Source organism: Chitinophaga sp. W2I13 (assembly GCF_050434005.1).
Taxonomy (GTDB): domain Bacteria; phylum Bacteroidota; class Bacteroidia; order Chitinophagales; family Chitinophagaceae; genus Chitinophaga.
Genome location: NZ_JBNPWD010000001.1, coordinates 6,782,903 through 6,802,545, shown reverse-complemented (window position 1 = coordinate 6,802,545; position 19,643 = coordinate 6,782,903). Strand labels below are relative to the sequence as shown.

At 45.8% G+C, this 19,643-nt stretch carries 12 protein-coding genes; 8 read left to right on the top strand and 4 right to left on the bottom strand.

Annotation, left to right across the window (positions count from 1 at the left end; all coding sequences use genetic code 11):
• Window positions 1-5 precede the first annotated feature (5 nt).
• Window positions 6-6,125 (bottom strand): fibronectin type III domain-containing protein, encoded by a 6,120-nt coding sequence (locus QFZ48_RS27865; protein ID WP_429064759.1) that lies wholly within the window; start codon window positions 6,123-6,125, stop codon window positions 6-8.
• A 389-nt stretch (window positions 6,126-6,514) separates the two neighbouring features.
• On the bottom strand, window positions 6,515-7,699 hold the full coding sequence (locus tag QFZ48_RS27860) for a glycosyltransferase family 2 protein (protein ID WP_429064757.1): 1,185 nt from the start codon (window positions 7,697-7,699) through the stop codon (window positions 6,515-6,517).
• A 423-nt stretch (window positions 7,700-8,122) separates the two neighbouring features.
• Between QFZ48_RS27860 and QFZ48_RS27855 the strand changes: the two genes are divergently transcribed.
• From QFZ48_RS27855 to QFZ48_RS27825, 7 genes are read left to right on the top strand one after another with little or no spacing between them, the layout of a single operon-like run.
• Window positions 8,123-8,515, top strand: a complete 393-nt coding sequence (locus tag QFZ48_RS27855) for a response regulator (RefSeq protein ID WP_370910356.1) — start codon at window positions 8,123-8,125, stop codon at window positions 8,513-8,515.
• Between the two features lie 44 nt (window positions 8,516-8,559).
• Window positions 8,560-9,711, top strand: a complete 1,152-nt coding sequence (locus tag QFZ48_RS27850; RefSeq protein WP_370910357.1) for a sugar transferase — start codon at window positions 8,560-8,562, stop codon at window positions 9,709-9,711.
• Entirely contained in the window at window positions 9,711-10,919 is a 1,209-nt protein-coding gene (locus tag QFZ48_RS27845; protein WP_429047732.1) for a glycosyltransferase, read from the top strand. The genes QFZ48_RS27850 and QFZ48_RS27845 overlap by 1 nt, the downstream gene beginning before the upstream one ends.
• Window positions 10,903-11,826 (top strand): glycosyltransferase family 2 protein, encoded by a 924-nt coding sequence (locus QFZ48_RS27840; protein ID WP_429064756.1) that lies wholly within the window; start codon window positions 10,903-10,905, stop codon window positions 11,824-11,826. Before QFZ48_RS27845 ends, QFZ48_RS27840 begins: the two co-directional genes overlap by 17 nt.
• Entirely contained in the window at window positions 11,814-13,715 is a 1,902-nt protein-coding gene (gene asnB, locus QFZ48_RS27835; RefSeq protein WP_370910360.1) for an asparagine synthase (glutamine-hydrolyzing), read from the top strand. The genes QFZ48_RS27840 and asnB overlap by 13 nt, the downstream gene beginning before the upstream one ends.
• A gap of 1 nt (window position 13,716) precedes the next feature.
• Window positions 13,717-14,844 (top strand): glycosyltransferase family 4 protein, encoded by a 1,128-nt coding sequence (locus QFZ48_RS27830; RefSeq protein WP_429047736.1) that lies wholly within the window; start codon window positions 13,717-13,719, stop codon window positions 14,842-14,844.
• Between the two features lie 21 nt (window positions 14,845-14,865).
• On the top strand, window positions 14,866-15,636 hold the full coding sequence (locus QFZ48_RS27825) for a class I SAM-dependent methyltransferase (RefSeq protein ID WP_429064754.1): 771 nt from the start codon (window positions 14,866-14,868) through the stop codon (window positions 15,634-15,636).
• Window positions 15,637-15,693: 57 nt separating this feature from the next.
• Here the strand turns inward: QFZ48_RS27825 and QFZ48_RS27820 are convergent, their stop codons facing one another.
• Together QFZ48_RS27820 and QFZ48_RS27815 are read right to left on the bottom strand one after the other, a co-directional pair.
• Window positions 15,694-16,539 (bottom strand): beta-1,6-N-acetylglucosaminyltransferase, encoded by an 846-nt coding sequence (locus QFZ48_RS27820; RefSeq protein WP_429064752.1) that lies wholly within the window; start codon window positions 16,537-16,539, stop codon window positions 15,694-15,696.
• 10 nt (window positions 16,540-16,549) lie between these two features.
• Window positions 16,550-17,890, bottom strand: a complete 1,341-nt coding sequence (locus tag QFZ48_RS27815) for a lipopolysaccharide biosynthesis protein (protein ID WP_429047739.1) — start codon at window positions 17,888-17,890, stop codon at window positions 16,550-16,552.
• Window positions 17,891-18,371: 481 nt separating this feature from the next.
• On the opposite strand from QFZ48_RS27815, the gene QFZ48_RS27810 reads away from it, so the two are divergent.
• Window positions 18,372-19,628 (top strand): dienelactone hydrolase family protein, encoded by a 1,257-nt coding sequence (locus QFZ48_RS27810; RefSeq protein ID WP_429064750.1) that lies wholly within the window; start codon window positions 18,372-18,374, stop codon window positions 19,626-19,628.
• Window positions 19,629-19,643 lie beyond the last annotated feature (15 nt).

Here is a 19,643-nt window from a genome sequence, read left to right as displayed (position 1 = left end):
ACAACTCAGTTCTGCCTGATAAGTTTAACGCTCTTTGTTTCACCGGTAGAAGAAGTGATCCTCAGGATATATACACCCGGCAGTGTCACTGTACGCTGTGTATTGATCCTTATCAGGTTTTTACCCTGTGGTACCTCTTTCCTGGTTTCGCTGTAAAGGCGCTTACCACTCAGGTCATTGATTTCAATGAGCATTACAGGTGCTGTTTTCTGCAGTGTCATATCAATGGCCAGGTTATCTATATAAGGGTTTGGATAAACGTTCACCAGCATACTGCTTTTTGCAGTATTTGTGGTGGTGATCATTGAATTACCCGTTCCCATCAGCTGCGTATTATTGCCCAGGTTCTGAATGTTGGTGGTCGCAACAATTTCCATTGCATTGAGATAGCCTACCTGACCGCCCGGAGGGATACTGAGCGTAAACGCAATTTCACCGTTAGCGTCTGCTGTAAGGTTCGCGAAATCTGCTGTGGTGCTGGTATTGTTTTGCGCATTCAATGTTTTGCTTACACCATTGATGGTGAACTGGGTGCTGCCGTTATCAGGCTGCGGCGCCCACCATTTACTGTTGGACAGGAACTTGATGGTATAAGTGGTATTGGCGCTTAACCCGGTAAGGTGACCGTGCATAACCGGTGCGCCTGTAAAGAAGCCGGATAATGAACCGAAGTACAGGTATTCAGCCAGTACCGCATCCGGGTACACACCGCTGTTATTACCGGTGGTAGCTCCTTCAACGCCGGCAGCCCACCATGTTTCGTCAAATCTTAATCCTACGGAAGTGGTTTGTCCCTGATCATTCTTCAGGTTGGACGTAGCGCCTGTAATGTTATTCCACGGCGCCGGTACCGTATTATTGAGCTTGAAGTTCAGTAACAGTTTGTAGCTGCCACTGGTGTTAGGCGCCTGGGTTACCGTGATATTGAATGTAGTGGTGTCGGCAGCGCCGTATGTATCCTTCACAATAACTTTTACATTATTGTAAGTACCTGCATCGCTGATAGTTGGCGCTACAGAAAGGGATACACTACCACCTGATTGTACCAGGGTAACAAAAGAAGGCAGGTTGACGGTGCTATACGTAATCGGGTTGTTGTCCGCGTCCGCTACCGTTACTGGAACATTCAGACTGGAACCTGCCTCCAGACTCTGGTTGGTAATATCTGTTATTACCGGTGCGTGATTGACTTCCGGTGCTGAGGAAGTACCTGCAACCACTTCGATCGCATTCAGGTAACCTACCTGTCCGCCTGCAGGAATACTCAGCGTAAATACTATTTCACCATTTGCGTCGGGGCTGAGGTTTGTGAAGCTCACCACGCTCGCAGAATTGTTTTGTACATACAGTGTCTGGCTAACGCCGTTGACAGTGAACTTCGTGCTGCCATTGTCCGGCTGCGGCGCCCACCATTTACTGCTGGAGAAGAACCTAACGGTAAACTTCTTACCGGCTTCCAGGCCAGTAATGTGGCCGGTCATGCTTGGTGCCCCTGTGAAGAAGCCCGGCAATGAGCCAAAGTAGAGGAAGTCGTTGATCACTGCATCCGGGTATACGCCACTGTTATTACCGGTAATAGCGCCTTCGCCGTTGGTAGCCCACCAGGTTTCATCAAACACCAGGCTCGATGCAGTTGTTTGACCCTTGTCGTTTTTCAGGTTGGTGGTCACCTTTCCGGTAACATTATTCCACGGTGCCGGTGCAGTGCTGTTTTGTTTTATACTGAGGAGCAGTTTATATCCGCTGGTATCTCCACCTGCCGGTGCATTTACGGTGAGGTTAAATACCACGGTGTCGCTGTTGCCATGTGTATCAGTACCAATTACGCCGATGTTATTAAACTGGCCCGCATTGCTGGTAGCAGGAGCCACCAGGAGGTAAGGATTACTACCTTGTGACTGTACTACTGAAACAAAAGCAGGGAGATTATAACCGGTGTACGTAATGGCATCGTTTTCAGGATCGGATCCCTGGAGCTGTACATGCAGGGTATCTCCGGCTGCCAGCGTTTTATTCGGAATAGCCGCAATTACAGGGGCTTTATTTACCACGATGGTAGTATCGCCGGCTCCGCCCGCGTTTATTTCCATCGCATTGAGGTAACCTACCTGTCCGCCTGCAGGAACGCTGAGGGTAAATTTAATTTCACCATTAGCATCTGCTGTCAGGTTTTCGAAAACTGCTGTATTCGTAGTATTATTCTGAACGTTCAGGGCTTTGGTTACACCATTAATAGTGTACTGCGTGCTGCCATTATCCGGCTGCGGCGCCCACCATTTGCTGCTGGAGAAGAACTTAATGGAATAAGTCCTGTTTGTTTCCAGGCCGGTGAGATGTCCGTGCATAGCCGGCGTACCTGTAAAGAAGCCGGGAAGCGAACCAAAGTAGAGGTACTGGCTCATCACAGCATCAGGATATACACCACTATTGTTGCCGGTGGTAGCACCTTCTGTGCCGGCAGCCCACCAGGTTTCATCGAACGACAGGCCAACGCTGGTGGTTGTTCCGTTGTCGTCTTTCAGATTGGCGGTAGCCCCGGTAATGTTATTCCACGGTGCCGGCGCCAGGCTGTTCAATGTGAAGTTGAGGAGCAGCTTATAATTAGGTGTTGGCTTATCTACCACCGTTAACAGGAAGCTGCGCACATCAATGCCTCCCTTGTTGTCGGTTGCCTGTAACTTAACAGTATAAGTACCGGATGCACCAAATCCTGGTTGCAGGTTGATGACACAGGTATCATTATTACTGGTGATGGTGGCGAAAGACGGGATCTGGAGTGCTGTCCAGGTAAAGGTATTACCCGGATTCAGATCATGCAGGGATACCTTTACGTTTTTCTGTGTTCCTTCATCCACGCTCCATCCTGCAACAGAATCTATTACCGGAGGATAGTTATCATTTACGATGATATTAAACAACGCGGTGTCCTTTCCTCCGTTAGCATCTGTGGCGATCACTCCAACACCATTATAGGTGCCCTGCTGCGCTGCTGTTGGCGCCAGGATCAGGGAAGTGGTACCAGCGTTCTGCTGCAGGGAGAAGAATGCAGGTGCGTTATAAAGACTAAAAGTAATCACATCATTATCCGGGTCGGTAGCTGACAGCGGTATGCTCTGGGTAGTACCATAGCGGATCGTCTGACTGCTGATGTCGGCTATCACCGGTGGATTGTTCAGTGATTTTGCGATTACCGCTTTGGTAAATGCGGAGTAACCACCTTCACCAAAAGCTCTTACCTTATAGTATACAATTGTATTGGCGACGAGGGAAGAGTCATTGAACGTTCCCTGTCCGGAAGCCACAGGACCAAGGCTTTTCAGCACGCTGAAGTGCAGGCTGTCTGCCAGGGAACGCTGAACTTCGTAGCCTGTTTCAATGGTGCTGTTATCAGTCCAGGTTAATTTCACTACCTGGGTGGAAAGCGCCTGTGTAACGAGGTTGGTGGGTACTGCCGGTGGTAATGGTTTAGCTGCTGTGGTAGCATTGGCTACCGACGTGTAAGCAGATTCACCAAAAAGGCCGATAGCCCGTATCTTATAATAATAAGGAGTGGAAGCATTCAGTGCGGTATCTGTATAGCTTACCGCGTTGGCAGCTGCAGTAGCCACAATGGTATAAGTGCCGCCGCTGCTGGTGCTCCTGTAAATTTCAAAGCCTGTTTCATTATTGCTCTTGTCTGCCCATGTCAGGTTCAGTTTACTGTAATTGTTTACAGCTACTGCGAGGGTGGTTGGGGCGGTAGGAGCGGTACCATTCACTACTGATGTATCAACAAAGGCCTCTGCTGGTATCAGCGTGCGGGTATTAATGCCTGCCGCGCTACTGGTCCAGTATACGCCCATTGCAGAACCGCCGCTACCCTGGAAGTAGGTAACCGTGATAGGATACACACCTGCACTGATAATTACAGTGCCTGCTGCATAAGCCGCCGCATGTGCGCCATCGTTGTTTACGGTAGCGGTAGCAGAATTGGAATATGTTTTATTAAAATACAGCTTACTGCCATCATCTGAATACGTTTCAAATTTATAGGTACCGGTAACAGGGATACGGATATAACCTGTCCACATTACGGCGTAGTTGGTGGAAACACCGGCTGGTACGATACTCTGGTCAGGCACATAAGCCTTGCCTGTTTGCGCAGGCGTAAGATTGGTGAAGTTGGGCAATGTGCTGTAAGAACCGGTATAATATTTATAATTAAGATTTGCCTTTTTGGTTCTCACCGTTACCTGGTTACTTGGAGTAGATGATCTTCCCGACACATCTTTTGCTTTCACGTAGAAGTTGTACAAGGTGCCATCTGCGAGACCGGTTACGGTTGCAGTAAGTACTTTGCCTACGGAGGTTACCAACACATTGTTTGCATAGATATCATAGCCGGCGATACCTGCATCATCTGTAGCAGCCAACCAGTTTAGTATTACCTGGTTATTGGTGTAGCTACCGAGGGTTAAAGACGGAGGGGCAGAAGGAGCAGAGCTGTCTGACGCAGTGGTGCCTTTCACTTCCGCAGAAAGAGGCCCGGCTGCATTGTCGTTTACAGGACGTACTTTATAGAAATAACTGGTATTTGGAATGAGATTGTTATCAGTAAAAGTAACTACGTTGGCATTGTTTTTACCAACAAGTATATATGGGCCACCCGCCTGGGTTGCGCGGTATATTTCAAAGTACTTTTCGTTGTAGGCCGGTGTGGCATTTTCCACCCACGACAGCACGATCTGTGTTTTGGTGAAACTGTTTATAGCCAGGCTGCTGATAGGATCAGGCCCGTTTACACCAGTGCTGTTTATAATCCGGAAAGTATCGGAGTAAGTACCGATGCAATAGTTGGGTGCTGTAACCCGCACTACATATGCTCCGGGAGTAGAAGTAGTTAAAGTGTTAGTGGTGCTGAGAACGGTAGCGCTGCCTGCACGTATCCATTCATAGTTGAGCATACCGGCCGGTACCTGCATGGTAAGACTGGTAGTGCCATCCGTAGCCGGGAGCACATTGCTGGCAAGGGCAGGGGAGGTAGTAATGGTTTGCGCAGGAGAAGCAGGTTTATAGCTGATCACCAGCGGGGTAACTGACCAGCCGGTCCAGCCGGTAGGGAGTTGTCCTCTTACGCGATAGGTACCGGGAGTGGTAACCACGATTGAGTTGGATGTGCCGGTAGATATAGTGACGCCATCTTTCTGCCATTCATACTGCGAAAATCCCGGCGCTATACCTATGGTAATAGTCTGACCAGGACAAAAAGTGGATGAACCATATAATGGATAAGGATTCAGCCTGTTGGCTCTCAGCATGAAGGGAACAAAATCTGCTTCATTCCATGCATCGTTCCAGGTATTGTGTTCATCGTTGGGATAAGTAGTAAGTTTAAAATTAGCACCGGCGGCATTAATCAATGCCACCACCTGGTTGGTAGTATAAGGAGCCGGGTTGCCATCCAGGCCACCCTGGAAAAGCCACATCGGCGTAAATTTGTAGGTATCAATATGATTGCCGTAGTCTATGGCCATCGCACTCATTGGCAACGAAGCTGCCGTTAACTGGGGATAGCGCATGGTGAATTCCCATGTGCCCCATCCGCCACCGGACAATCCATTTACGATCAGGCGATCGGGATCGCCTTTCGCACTGGTAACAATGGAATCGATTACTTCTTTCAGGTTATCGTAGTCGTTGGGGCCCCAATAGCCACCCTGGCTTTGAGGATATATTAAGTAGCCGTCGAACTGACCATTATCAACGCGGTTGGCCCATGTCTGGCCTCCCCATAATAAATGGAATTCGTTATCGTAGATGGTGCCTTTTTCACCTACACCATGAAAGAACAGATAGATGGGATATTTTTTTCCATCATTCACGCCAGGAGCGTATGTTTTGGGGAATTTCAGGCGAAACGCCATGTTCTTATAAATGTAGCATTTATAAGAATCCGTGTTATAGCTCATCCTGACTGTTCTCACCCATTTGGTGATCTTATCATACTGTGGATCCGCTGGGGGATTGGCAGGATTGTAAGTGATAACGGGATCACTGGGGTTTAATGCTGTTTGTGCCTTCACTGCTGATAGATAGCAGAGACCCAAGAGCATTAAAAGGAGCATGCGGTGTAAAGTTCGATTCATGGAAGTATGTTATATGTTATGTTATCTGGCAGTCATTCGGCTTTAACTGCAGAAAAAAAAAGTATAACAAGCACTGATCCGGAAAGCCGGATATACTTGCAGTTCAAAGGAGATGGTAAAAATTAAATACACTCCGGATATTTATCCAAAGGTGACGTGGCTTTATCGAAGGATGAGGTCTTAGAAAAATGGCTGTAGGTAAATCATCAATTCACTGATGGTGCATTTGTATTCTCAGCTCATTTGTGACAAAAAATGATTCTACAATTGGTTTTTATATTCACCGCTAAAGTAAATAACTGTATCTATATATAAGGAATTTTTTTGCAAACGGCGTTTTTTTGCTGGTAAACGCAAATTTTTATCGGGTGAAATAAACCGGCACTCCATTATTGAACGGCAATACTCCGTTGTGCCCGTTCCCAAACAGCAGATTGCCGCTTCCTGAAGAAGCGTATGCAACCGATGTAAACGGCTACGTTCATAAACACAAAGTAAAAAGGGATATAGAAGTATTTCGCTTTGATCTGCTTTTGGGCAAGTACGTAACCGGTAAATGCGGCCATATAGAAAAGCAGCTGTAATACACCGGCAATTATATATACAGGGCCACCATTGAACACGATAAGAAGAATATTGGCAACCAGGGCCAGTAGCAGGGACAAGGGCGCAAGCGTCCAGCGCAGCACCCGGTGGGAGATATACTGCCAAGTAATTTTAGGATACCTGAAAGGATTCAGCAGCGGGAGCAGCCGGCCCATCGACTGAAATCCGCCTGCGCTGATCCTTACTTTACGCTTATACTCTTCCTGGAGGGAAGCAGAAGAGGTTTCCATGGCGTAGGCGGCAGGTTCATACATTACCCGGTAACCTTTCATGTTTATTTTAAATGAAATCATGAAGTCGTCCAGTATGGTATCTTCCTGGGGCTGCTCATAAAGCGCAGTACGGATCGCTATCAGTTCTCCGGCAGCACCCATTACACTATACAGCTCTGCATCCCATTTTTTCAGTAACGATTCATATTTCCAGTACATGCCCTCGCCCTGGGCTTCTGCACCGCCGGTAGTAGCCATTACTTTCTTTTCGCCGGCCACCACGCCCACCTGGTCATCTGCAAAGTGCTGCATAAGCAGGGATACGGCGGCAGGATTCAGCAGGGTATTGGCATCAGACAATACTACAAAGGGAGTGGTAACCATTGCCATGGCCCGGTTTACCGCGGCCATTTTTCCTTTGCGCTGCGGATCATATAATAAGGTGATCCGGGGATGCTGCGAAATGATCTCATTGGTGTTGTCGGAAGATCCATCCGTCACAAAAATGAACTGTATTTTCCCCGCAGGGTAATTCATTGCGAGGCTGTTTGCTATCTTTTCTGCAATAAAATCTTCTTCGTTATAAGCAGCTACCAGGAAAGTAACATCGGGTACAAAAGGTGCGGCCGCATCAGCTTTTTTGCCCTGTAATAGCCGTTTGACGCGGATTACAAGATAAAGCAACAAACCATATCCTATGTAACTATAGCATACTATAAAAATGCTCAACCAGAAAATCACAGACAAAATTGACATAGAGGACAATACATTTATGGGGATACGTATGTTTTCAGTGCAAAAGTATCATAATTTGGATCATACGCAATTGTATTTTTATATTAGATCGTTGTTTCATATCGTTTTATTGACATCATTCCGACCGTTTACAGTAAAAATTGCAACACTTACCCTCCAAATTAAGTCGTTTACCAAAAAAAGTATCTATGATATCCTGAAAATAATACTTTTGCTTCATGTTCATCAGATAACAGATCTGGTAACGAACAGCAAAAATGTAAAAACCATCTTTCCTCTCTCATATCCCCATGTTAAAACCGCAGAAGGTAATTTACCTGACTAATAATTGACCACATCCCATCAAAGGCCTTCGGGAGTTTGCAAAATAATTTGCACGTCCCATATTAACGGTTTTAATAATTGTTTGTAAAGAAGGTATAAATGAAAAAGAAAATTTTAGTAATAGACGATAGTATGCCGATGCGTTATTTGCTGGAGGCAGTTTTAGGAAAAGAATATTCGGTAGTTTCCGCACAGGATGGACTGGTGGCAATCACCTGGCTGCTGAAAGGAAACAAAGCGGATCTTATCATCACCGACCTGCAGATGCCGAATATCGACGGCTGGGAACTGCTGGATTATCTGTCAGGCAGCTATCTCTACCAGGATACGCCGGTAGTGGTACTTTCGGGATTCTATGCCGATAAAATGAATGATCTTTCAACAAAATATAATAGTGTGAGAGAAGTGCTGCAAAAGCCTTTCGACCCGATGCAATTGTTAAATAAAGTGGATTATATACTTGAGAAACAATTAAGTGCTGCTGCTGTATAATAAATGATATTGTCACCTACGAATACACTACTAATTTTTAACCGATGGATACCTTTACTCAAAATTTACTGCAGGTAGAAAGCATCAGAGGAGTAGATACCGGTAAAAGCTCCCTGTTTACCAAAATGCCGGACGCTGAAAGTATTTTGCTTTTTGTTGGCGCCCCGCATAAGGGAATGCTGACAGAAAACGATCAGTTCAGATGCATAGTGACCGAGAACGTAGAAGATGCGCAAAAAGTGATCAGTCAGTTGCAGCACGTTTTTAAGAAAGTGCCTGCGGCAATTATTTACCGCTTCGACAGTGCCTATGAATCGGCCCTTTCTGAATGGGACAGCTATTTTAAAACACACCAGTTTCTTTGCTCCATTCCTTTTTTCGTATACACAGAAAAAGGATTTGATGAAATGAAATCGCTGGTGACCAGGCATTCATTTATTGATGACATCATCACAATGGAGGCATGGCATATGCTGGGTAACAAAATTGCCATCGTGAGCAAGTTTAAACGCATGCGCACCTTCCCGGTATATAAAAGTAGCAGTCTCCGTACCCGGCTATACAGCCGCAAATTTTACAGCAATTTCCTGAAACGTACGCTCGACGTAACACTGGCCGGCAGCGGCTTAATATTGCTGAGTCCTGTATTGCTGACGATTGCCGTATTGATCAGGATGGAATCCAAAGGTCCGGTGTTCTACGCCGCCAAGCGCGCTGGAAGAAATTACCGCGTCTTCAAATTCTACAAATTCCGTACAATGGTACCTGATGCGGACAAGCAACTGGATAAAATTAAGCACCTCAACCAGTACGACGGGCAGACAGACGGACCGGTTTTTATAAAAGTATCCAATGATCCGCGGGTAACCAAACTCGGCAGCTTCCTGCGCAATACCAGTTTAGATGAGATTCCTCAGCTGCTGAATGTACTGAAGGGAGATATGTCGCTGGTAGGTAACCGCCCTTTACCTTTATATGAAGCTACCACACTTACTACAGACGAATGGGTGGAAAGATTCCTCGCTCCGGCTGGTATCACGGGTTTGTGGCAGGTTAGTAAACGCGGAAAGAAGGATATGTCCGTAAAAGAACGGATTGACCTGGATATCAATTATGCCCATAAACGCTCACTCAGGTATGATATGTGGCTGATGGCCAGTACGCCGTTCGCGCTTGTTCAAAAAGATAATGTATAATGATAACGATTATTGAAGTAATACTGTTTGTTTACCTGGCCGGTTGTGTATTGTACAATCTGTTGTTAGCCATAGCCGGCCGTTTGAGCCGGAAAAAGAAGATTGCATACGAGGAAACTGTTGATTACGCGAGGATTGCCATTCTCATCCCGGCATATAAAGAAGACAGTATTATTTTATCTACTGTAAACAGTTATAACCGCCTGCGTTACCCGTCAAAGCATTTTGAAGTGGTAGTCATCGCAGACTCTTTGCAGTCACGGACCATGGCAGAGCTGGCAGCAACAGGCATAAATGTAATGGCCGTTAAGTTTGATAAAAGTACCAAAGCTAAATCGCTGAATACCGCTTTTGAAAGGTTGGGAGACAATTTTGACCTGGCCCTTATCTGCGATGCAGATAATATGCTGGAAGCAGATTTTCTTTTGAAGATCAATCACGCTTATCAGCAGGGGCACCACGCTATCCAGGGACAAAGAGTAGCCAAAAACCTTAACACGCCTTTCGCTATCCTAGATGCAGCCAATGAAATCATCGCCAATCACCTTTACCGCAAAGGCGCCAATGCGCTTGGATTGTCCTCTTCGGTAATTGGTTCAGGCATGGCCTTTCACTACCCGCTCATCAAACAGATCCTTAGTGAAATACAGGCCACCGGCGGGTTTGACAAGGTGCTGCAACTGCTGGTGATCTCAAAAGGACACAGCATTTTATACCTGGAAGACGCCTATGTGTATGATGAAAAGATTACGCATGCAGCCGTATTTGAAAATCAGCGGAAACGCTGGATGTCCAGTCAGCTGGTATACCTGCGCACATTCTGGAGTAAAGGATGGTCGGCTTTATTCAAAGGTGACATCAATTATTTCAATCTTGCGGTGTGCCAGAATGCGTTGTTGCCGCGGATGCTGCTGCTGGCAGCCTTAACGGTTTGTACCGCGCTTTCATTGCTGCTGGAGCGCTTTGTACCGGTTTCAGTTTACTGGTGGATCGCATTGTTTATATTGAATATAGTGAGTTTGCTGCTGCCTATCCCGGGGAAATTTTTTACAAAATATCTTTTCACTGCGGTGGTTACGTTACCACGTGCTATCGGCATCATGATATTATTGTTATTCCGCCTGAAAGGTGCAGATAAAACTTTTATACATACTACTCATACCCAAACAGGTATTGACAATCCTTTATTAGATGCAGCCAGAAAGTAAAACATATTATCCGCTGGTATCCATTATAACTGTTAATTATAACAATGCCAAGGTAACCGCGGAACTCATGGCCTCCCTTAACAGGATCAGCTACCCCAACCTGGAGATTATTGTAGTGGATAACGCCTCTGCAGAAAACCCGGTTGCGGTGATAAAAAATGAGTACCCGTCTGCCATCGTAATTGAAAGTAAAAGTAACCTGGGTTTTGCAGGAGGAAATAATCTCGGTATCAAAGCTGCTACCGGTGAATATCTTTTCCTGGTAAATAATGATACAGAATTTACCGAAGGATTGATAGAAGGCTTACTGGAAGTATTTGGCAAACATCCGGATGCCGGTGTGGTAAGCCCCAAGTTCCATTACTTTTTTCAGAAAGGAACCATAGAATATGCCGGGTACAAAGCAGTGGATACACTCACGGGAAGGAACAGTATGATTGGTTGCCGTGAAGAGGATAAAGGCCAGTACGATGCAGTATCAGAAACACATTACGCCCACGGAGGCGCCATGATGGTATCTGCCCGGGCCCTTGCAAAGGTAGGCCTGATGCCGGAAGTATATTTCCTGTATTATGAAGAATTCGATTGGTGCGAACAATTCAAACGCCAGGGATATAAAATATACTACCAGTACAAATCGCTGATCTATCACAAGGAGTCCATGACCACCGGAAAAAACAGCCCGCTGAAAACGTATTATATTACACGTAACCGGATATTATTCATGCGCCGGAATGTAAAGCTTCCAGCCAGAATGTTTTTCATGCTGTATTTTACTTTTCTTACCATTCCCAAAAATACCCTTCAGTTTTTACTAAAAAGGGAATCAGTTCATATGAATGCATTCTGGAAGGGAATTTTCTGGAATCTTAAACACCCTAAACCAGATAACATATGTGTGGCATAGCAGGGTTTATTGATTTTACCCAAAAATCAGACGCAGACATCCTGCGTAGCATGACAGATGTGATGGCGCACCGCGGCCCGAATGACGCCGGATATGAAGTGTACGAACATCCACAGGCATCTGTTGGCCTCGGTCAGCGGCGTTTATCCATCCTGGATCTTTCGAAGTCCGGCCACCAGCCAATGCACTACGAACAATATTCCATTATTTTCAATGGAGAGGTATATAACTTTAAAGAAATCCGCACGGAGCTGGAAAAACTGGGTCACCACTTCCATTCCGGTGCTGATACTGAAGTCTTGCTGAAAGGCTATGCGCAATGGGGTGAAAAGATCCTGGATAAATGCATCGGTATGTTTGCCTTTGTTATTTATGACCGCACCGCAGAGGAAGTAACGCTGTTCCGCGATCGCGCCGGGGTTAAGCCTTTATACTACTACTGGCATGATCGCACCTTGCTTTTTGCATCCGAGTTAAAAGGGATTTGTGAACATCCGGCTTTCCGGAAAGAGATTGATGAGAAGAGCTTGTCCCTGTTCCTCCAATACAGCTACATTCCGGCGCCGTACACTATTTACAAGAATACCCATAAGCTGAAACCGGGGCATCTCCTTAAATTATCGCTCCGCGACGCTGCTATCCGGGAAGTCCAATACTGGAATGTACTGGATGCCTACCGTCAGCCGCTTACAGGATTATCTGAGCATGATGTCATCAAGCATACAGAGGAACTGATGCATAGCGCTTACAGTTACCGCATGGTATCTGATGTGCCGGTGGGCGTTTTCTTAAGCGGGGGATACGATAGTGCCAGCGTTGCGGCACTGCTGCAGTCCAATACTTCCAGCCGCATCAAAACCTTCACCATTGGGTATAAGGAGCCGCAGTGGGACGAATCAAAAGAAGCGAAGAAAATAGCGATGCACCTGGGCACCGAGCACTACGAATGGATAGTAGGAGCCAACGATGCGAAAGACGTGTTGCATCACTTACCGGAAATATATGATGAACCATTTGCAGATAATTCCACCGTACCCACTACGTTGGTCAGCAGGTTTGCCAGTAAAGAAGTAAAAGTGGTCCTCTCTGCTGATGGAGGCGACGAAGTATTTGCGGGGTATAACAAGTTTAACCAGTCGCTCCGCTATACCGGGAGTTTCCCAAAGCCCTTACAGCGCACGCTTAGCGCCGCCATGTCTGTGGTATCGCCGGAAATTATCCCTTACTTTAACAAGCAATATAACTTCGCGTCCCGGTACGAAAAAATGAAACTGATATGGGCCAGCGGTAAACCGCAGCACGCCCTAAAATATATCAGCCAGTACCTGACAGAAAATGAAGTTAATTATTATACCGCCGTACCAGCAGATGGTTATAAAACCAACTTCGATATGAACGGGGAGCTGGATAATATGAATGATCCCCTGAACAGGTTGCTGGCAGTGGACTATAAAACTTTCCTGGTAGATAACAACCTGGTAAAGGTGGACAGGGCCACGATGTCGGTGAGCATTGAGGGACGGGAACCTATGCTGGATCACCGTTTGGTGGAGTTCCTTGCAAAAGTGCCTGCTGGTCTTAAAGTAAAGGATGGTATCAATAAATATATATTGAAAACCATTGTACATAAATACATTCCCAAAACCCTGATGGAACGTCCGAAAAGACCTTTCATTGCTCCTTTGCAGGAATGGTTTAAGGACGAGCTGAAAGAACAGATGCAGTATTATCTGTCAGGTGAGCGCCTCGCAAAATCAGGGCTTTTCAATGTGCCTCATGTGGAGCAGCTGTTGGAAACTTATTTGTCCGGAGGAAAGGTGAGTCACCAGAAGTTATGGAATATGCTGGTTTTCCAGTTGTGGTATAGTCGCTGGATAGAAAAGTTATAGTATGGGCAAAACAAATGGTAAAACACGGGTACTTGAAACCATCCGCCAGGGTAAAATTGGCGGGGGAGAGAGTCATGTACTGGACCTGGTAGCCTCGCTGGATAAATCCGCGTTTGATCCCATCGTGCTTTCTTTCACAGAAGGCCCTATGATAACGGCTTTACAGAAAATGGATATTCCCGTCTTTGTAATCGAAAGTGAGAAAGCATTTGATATCAGCGTCTGGAAAAAAGTAAAAAAATTCATGCAGGACCAGCGGATAGATATTGTGCATGTGCATGGTACCCGCGCAAACACAAATGTGTTGTGGGCCGCACGCCGCCTGGGTTTACCGGTGGTATATACCATTCATGGCTGGTCTTTTCATGACGGACTGCATCCACTGGCCAAACGTCTGCGTATTGCAGCTGAGAGGTTTATTACCGGTAAAACTCAGGTGAATATCTGTGTGTCGGAATCCAACCGGCAAACCGGTGTCAAAGCATTTAAAGATTTTACCGGTATTGTGGTTCGAAATGGGGTGAACCTGCAGAAGTTTAATCCCGATCAGTCTTACCCGGACTTGCGCGTGGAATATGGCATACCGGAAGATAAACTCCTGGTTTGTTTTATAGCGCGCATGACCTATCAAAAAGACCCGGTATGTATGATCAGGGGTTTTGCGGGAGCGCTGCAACAAGTGCCGCAGCTGCATTTGCTGATGATAGGAGATGGAGAACTGATGGATGCTGCGGTAAGCGCCGCTGCGGAAGCAGGCGTGGAAAAGCAGGTAACTTTCGCCGGCTTCCGCCAGGATGTACCCGCAGTGCTGCATGCAGCGGATATTTACTGCCTGCCCTCTTTATGGGAAGGCTTTCCTATCGGCGTATTAGAGGCCATGGCAATGGGGAAAGCCGTTATTGCCAGCGATGTTGACGGTACCAAAGAAGCGGTGAAAGACGGAGAGAACGGACTGCTGGTGCCATCAGCTAATCCCGCGGCATTGGCTGAGGCCATTGTGAGGGTGGCAAAGGATAATACCCTGAGGGCTACATTGCAAAGTAATGCTAAAGCGGCCATTGCGGCGAATTTCAATGTGGCCGGCATGACAGAAAAAATTGCGGCTGTATATCAACAGCTTTGTAAATAATAACATTTTATCAATTTCAATATGACAAACACCGTAATCACCTACGAATATGATCGGATCACCGATATAAAAAGACTCAACTTTATAACGGATAGTCTGAAAAGCAACATTCCGGATGGGGGACGTGTATTGGATGTAGGATGTGGTAATGGCGTTATCAGCCGGCATCTCGGACAGTTTGGCTATGAAGTGCTGGGGATAGATATCAGCGAGAAAACCATTGCCGTTGCCCAACAGCGCAACACTTATCCTAATGTGAAGTTTGCAGCCATCAGCGCGGAAGCGCTAACTGCCCAGGGCGAAACGTATGATGCCGTAATATGCAGCGAAGTACTGGAGCACCTGGATCACCCGGGGCTGCTGCTGAACACCATCCACGCATCACTGAAAGACGATGGATTATTGGTTGTAACGGTTCCCAATGGTAATGGCCCCAGGGAATTGTGTGTAACAAGACCCATGCTCAAAGCGCGCAATAACCCCGTTTTGTGGAAGAACATTAATAAAGTAAAAAGTGCACTAGGGTTTAAAGGTACCACTGCACAATCCCAGGCAGATAACCTGGATCACGTGCAGTTCTTTACGCGTAAAGACTTACAGGATCTGGCGCAGGCGAGTGATTTCAAAATTGTAAGGTTTGCGAAAACGAATTTTGTGGAAGATGTATTTCCTTTTTCCCTGTTGACAAAGCGCCTTAAATTCCTGCAAACACTCGATTGCCAGGTAGCAGAAATATTGCCGTACAATTTTACCGGTGGCTTTAACACCTTATGGAGAAAAAGTGCCGGTTGATTTTTGAATGTTGGTACAAATAGAGAAAGGCTGATCACGGTGATCGGCCTTCTCTTTTTACAGGCGGTTGGCCGCCGCATCTATTTTATCCAGTAGTTCCGGCGTTTTATCCATATCAAATTTACGGGCCAGTAATTTACCCGACCGTAGTATAGCAGAAAGGTCGCTCATGGTAAACGTTTTGGGATGCGCATGTCCTTCGGACCAGTCTATATACCGCTGGTAGTTATTTTGTACGCTGTTCTTAAAGGGCCCGTTCATAATAATGGTTTGGAAAATGAATTCATCCCCTCCCCAGGTATATTTGTAAAAACGCTCAATCTCCGGGTGATCCTGGATATACCGCAGGCACCAGGTGGCACATTCCTGTGTGAGGCTCCACCAGAGCGATCCTCCATACACTTCCAGGTTCAGGGGGTGACGCCTGTGGGGCAATATTTTATTGATCCATGCCGTGATCCTGTATTTCCCCGGCAGGCGGAGATCTTCAAAATGATAGGAGGTAATTTTGGGCATCATCTTTTTCAGTTCATCCGCAGGTAGCAGATCCAGGAATTGTTGTCCTGCGCGGTTGCTGAAAAAATCATAGAACATATTCATATCCGTAAGCGGATAATCCTGTGCACTGATGAGATGAATAAAGCCATATTGACTGCCTGAGCCGGCAATAAATTCGATTCCGTTCAATGCTGCCTGTATGGTTCCATATCCCGCCCAGGTAACATTTACCCGTTTTTCAATAAAGTATACCTGCGGCATATTCATCGCCTCCTGCCAGTCATTGATATCAGATTTGGCATCGAGGTGTATATAACAATCAATGGCAGGGTGTTGCAGCCTGTTCAGCAACCGGCATAGTTGCGCCGGGTTTTTATGACTCAGTATAATAAAAGCGAGTTTCATAAACTGAAGATTATTTATACTGTAAACGGAACAGTTTTATTTTTGACAATAATATTTTGCATTCAAACCAGCCGTAGTGCCATATACTTTTCAGGTTCACTGCGGGAAGATAACGCCGCAGGAAAATATATCCGAAGATGACCGCAAATAAAAGGTTCAGGGAAGAAGCAACAGCCACCGCACGGATATCTGCAAAAAGCAATACCAGCGTGATATCCAGCACAATATTCAGGATCAGTTTAATGAGATTTTTGTAGAAGTTGATCAGCGGTTTGTTGATCATATCCAGTGTAACCCCAATAAAGCGGTCGATAGGATAGAGGATAGCCGAGAACAGGAATATCCGTACAATATCTGTGGCCGGCAAATAGGCTTTGGCGGCCAGCAAAAGGATCAGGGGTTTGGTAAAGAGCAGCAATCCTACCACAAAAGGAAGAATGAGAATGGTAACCGTACCGGTATACCTGCAAAAGGCACGGGATACTTCTTTCCAGTCGTTCCGGTTGGCAGCGGCAGAAATAGTGGGCTGTGAGGTGGCTACAAAACTTCTCAATATAATTTCAATTACCTCCATGAATTTCTGGGGAATACTGTAAACCGCTACGGCCGCAGGATTGAGCATTGTTCTGAGTACCAGGTTATCGGAATAATTCAGAAAAGCAGAAGAAACCATACTGCCTACTATCAGCCGCCCGTAATGGTACAGTTCTTTTACCTGGACTTTCGTTCTGGCAGCCATCGTTGTTAAAGCTGTCCACCGGAATATCATGCAATAAATGCTGGTGATCAGCAGCGATAATGAATAGGTATACAATACGTTGTGAAGTGTTACCTGTTTCATCAGGAACAGGCCGCCGAGTAAAACCAGGAAGGACCCGTTTTGCAGCATACGTATCTGTACAATTTTATCAAACCTGTGCGCAGCCTGTAATACCCAGGTGGCAAAGTTAAAAGGCAGTGAAAATAAAGTCATGACTCCGAGCCATCCCAGGAAGAAGTGCCAGGTGGCGCTGAAATAGGGATAAGCAACAGCGTATACCAGGAAGGACAGCAGGATAAAAGAGATAGTGAGTACCAGGGAAATGTACCAGGCAGCCCCGGTAACCTGCCTGGTAACAGCAATGTCTGTTCCTGCGCTGAACTTAATAATGCCGGATTGCAGCATGGCGGTGCGTATCTGATCCAGGATATTGTAAGTGGCCAGAAATAACACCCATTCACCAAAGGCGCTCAGGGAAAGCATCCTCACCAGTAATGCAAAGGAAAGTACGTTGAAAAAAGCCATTATGACGTTTCCTAGAAGGGAATGGAAATGCCTGTTACGAACAACAGCTAAAAGTTTAAATGCCATGAACCATTAATTACATTCAAATTGTATGAAAAACAATGGTCTTTTACAGGATGAGGCTAAAAAAAAGAGGAATATTCGATGCTCAGAATAACAAAGGTAGTTTTTTTATTTAGAATAAATAGCATCGCAAGGAGAGATAGATTGAAAATAAACAAATAAATATAGATATAAAATATTTATACTTTATTTATTGTAATGATATATGTTAATTTTTTTCATTATGTGAATTAAAAAAAAGCTTTCTTTGCAATAATAAAAACCCCTTTTTCCGGGAACTTTTAAGTATTGACTATGAGGATAGACTTTTAAAAACCAATTGCACAAGCCATATATTTATATGATAAACCATCTGCTATTGCTAAGGCAATTTTTTTGCCGCGGTATTTATAGGCTAGGCGCTGTTATATTATTAATATCCTGTTTTGGGTCGGTCCCTGTTTTCAGCCAGGTTCAGACAGCGCGTTCGTTTAGTGATCCTACGATGTCCAATATCAAAGGCTTCTATGAATATCTTCCCGCCGGCTATACACCCGGGAGTGGAAAGAAATATCCCCTGATTATTTTCTTTCATGGCAACGGAGAACTGGCCAGCTATGGCTCTCCGTTATCTGCAGTACTCAGAAATGGTCTCCCACGGGTAATCAACGATGGGAAATTTCCCACCACCTTCACCGTAAACAATCAAACTTTTTCATTTATAGTGATATCCCCCCAGTTTAACACCTGGCCGGGTTCCGGAGATGTGACGCTGTTTAAAAATTATCTTCTTACAAAATATGATATCGATCCTTCCCGCATTTATATCACAGGCCTGAGCATGGGAGGTGGACTAACGTGGGGCACGCTCTGTGAAGATAAAACCAAGGCCAAGGCTTTTGCAGCAGCAGCTGTTGTTTGCGGCATGTATCCACCCACCACCGCCTATGCTGCGGTAGTGGCTTCAAATAATACACCGGTATGGGCTTTTCATAACGACGCTGATCCAACAGTGCCTTCCGACTATTCAAAAAACTGGGTAAAATATATTAATGCCACCGTGCCGGCCCCCAATCCGCTGGCAAAACTTTCTATTTACAGCGTCGCTTCCCACGATGCGTGGACCAGGGCTTACGATCCCGCCACAAAGGAAGATGGCAAAAATATGTATGAGTGGATGCTGCAGTATACGCAGGGTGGAACAGTACCCACCACGCCGCCACCCGTTACAGGAGGGAAACGTATTGTTGTACCAATGAGCAACACCGCCAACGGACGTGCAGAAATTTATTATCCGGACGCAATGAAAACATTTAACGTAAATCCCGGTGACACATTATGTATTCCGGCCGGAGAATATGAATACCTGCATCTCGGCAACCTGACGGGAACTGCAGCGAAACCTATTGTTATCATCAACTGTGGCGGACAGGTAAAGCTGGGCGTAAAGAACCAGGGAACTGCAGCCGTATTCAATGCGCCAACCTGCCGGTTTGTAGAGATAAGCGGGAGCGGAGATAAAAATTATGAATTTGGATTTGACCTGAATGGTACAAATATAACAGGCCTTAAAATATTCGGTCTTACACTGGGTATGGGCGCCTCCGATTTTGATGTGCATAATGTCTATATCCACGATGGTAACATCCTGTTACAGGCAAAAACCCTGCAAACCTGTGCGCAGCCTCAATACCTCGAAGGCAACTTTGTAATGAAGAATGTGAAACTCCATCACATTAAAATGCCGCAACTCGACCGGTGAAGGTTTTTATATCGG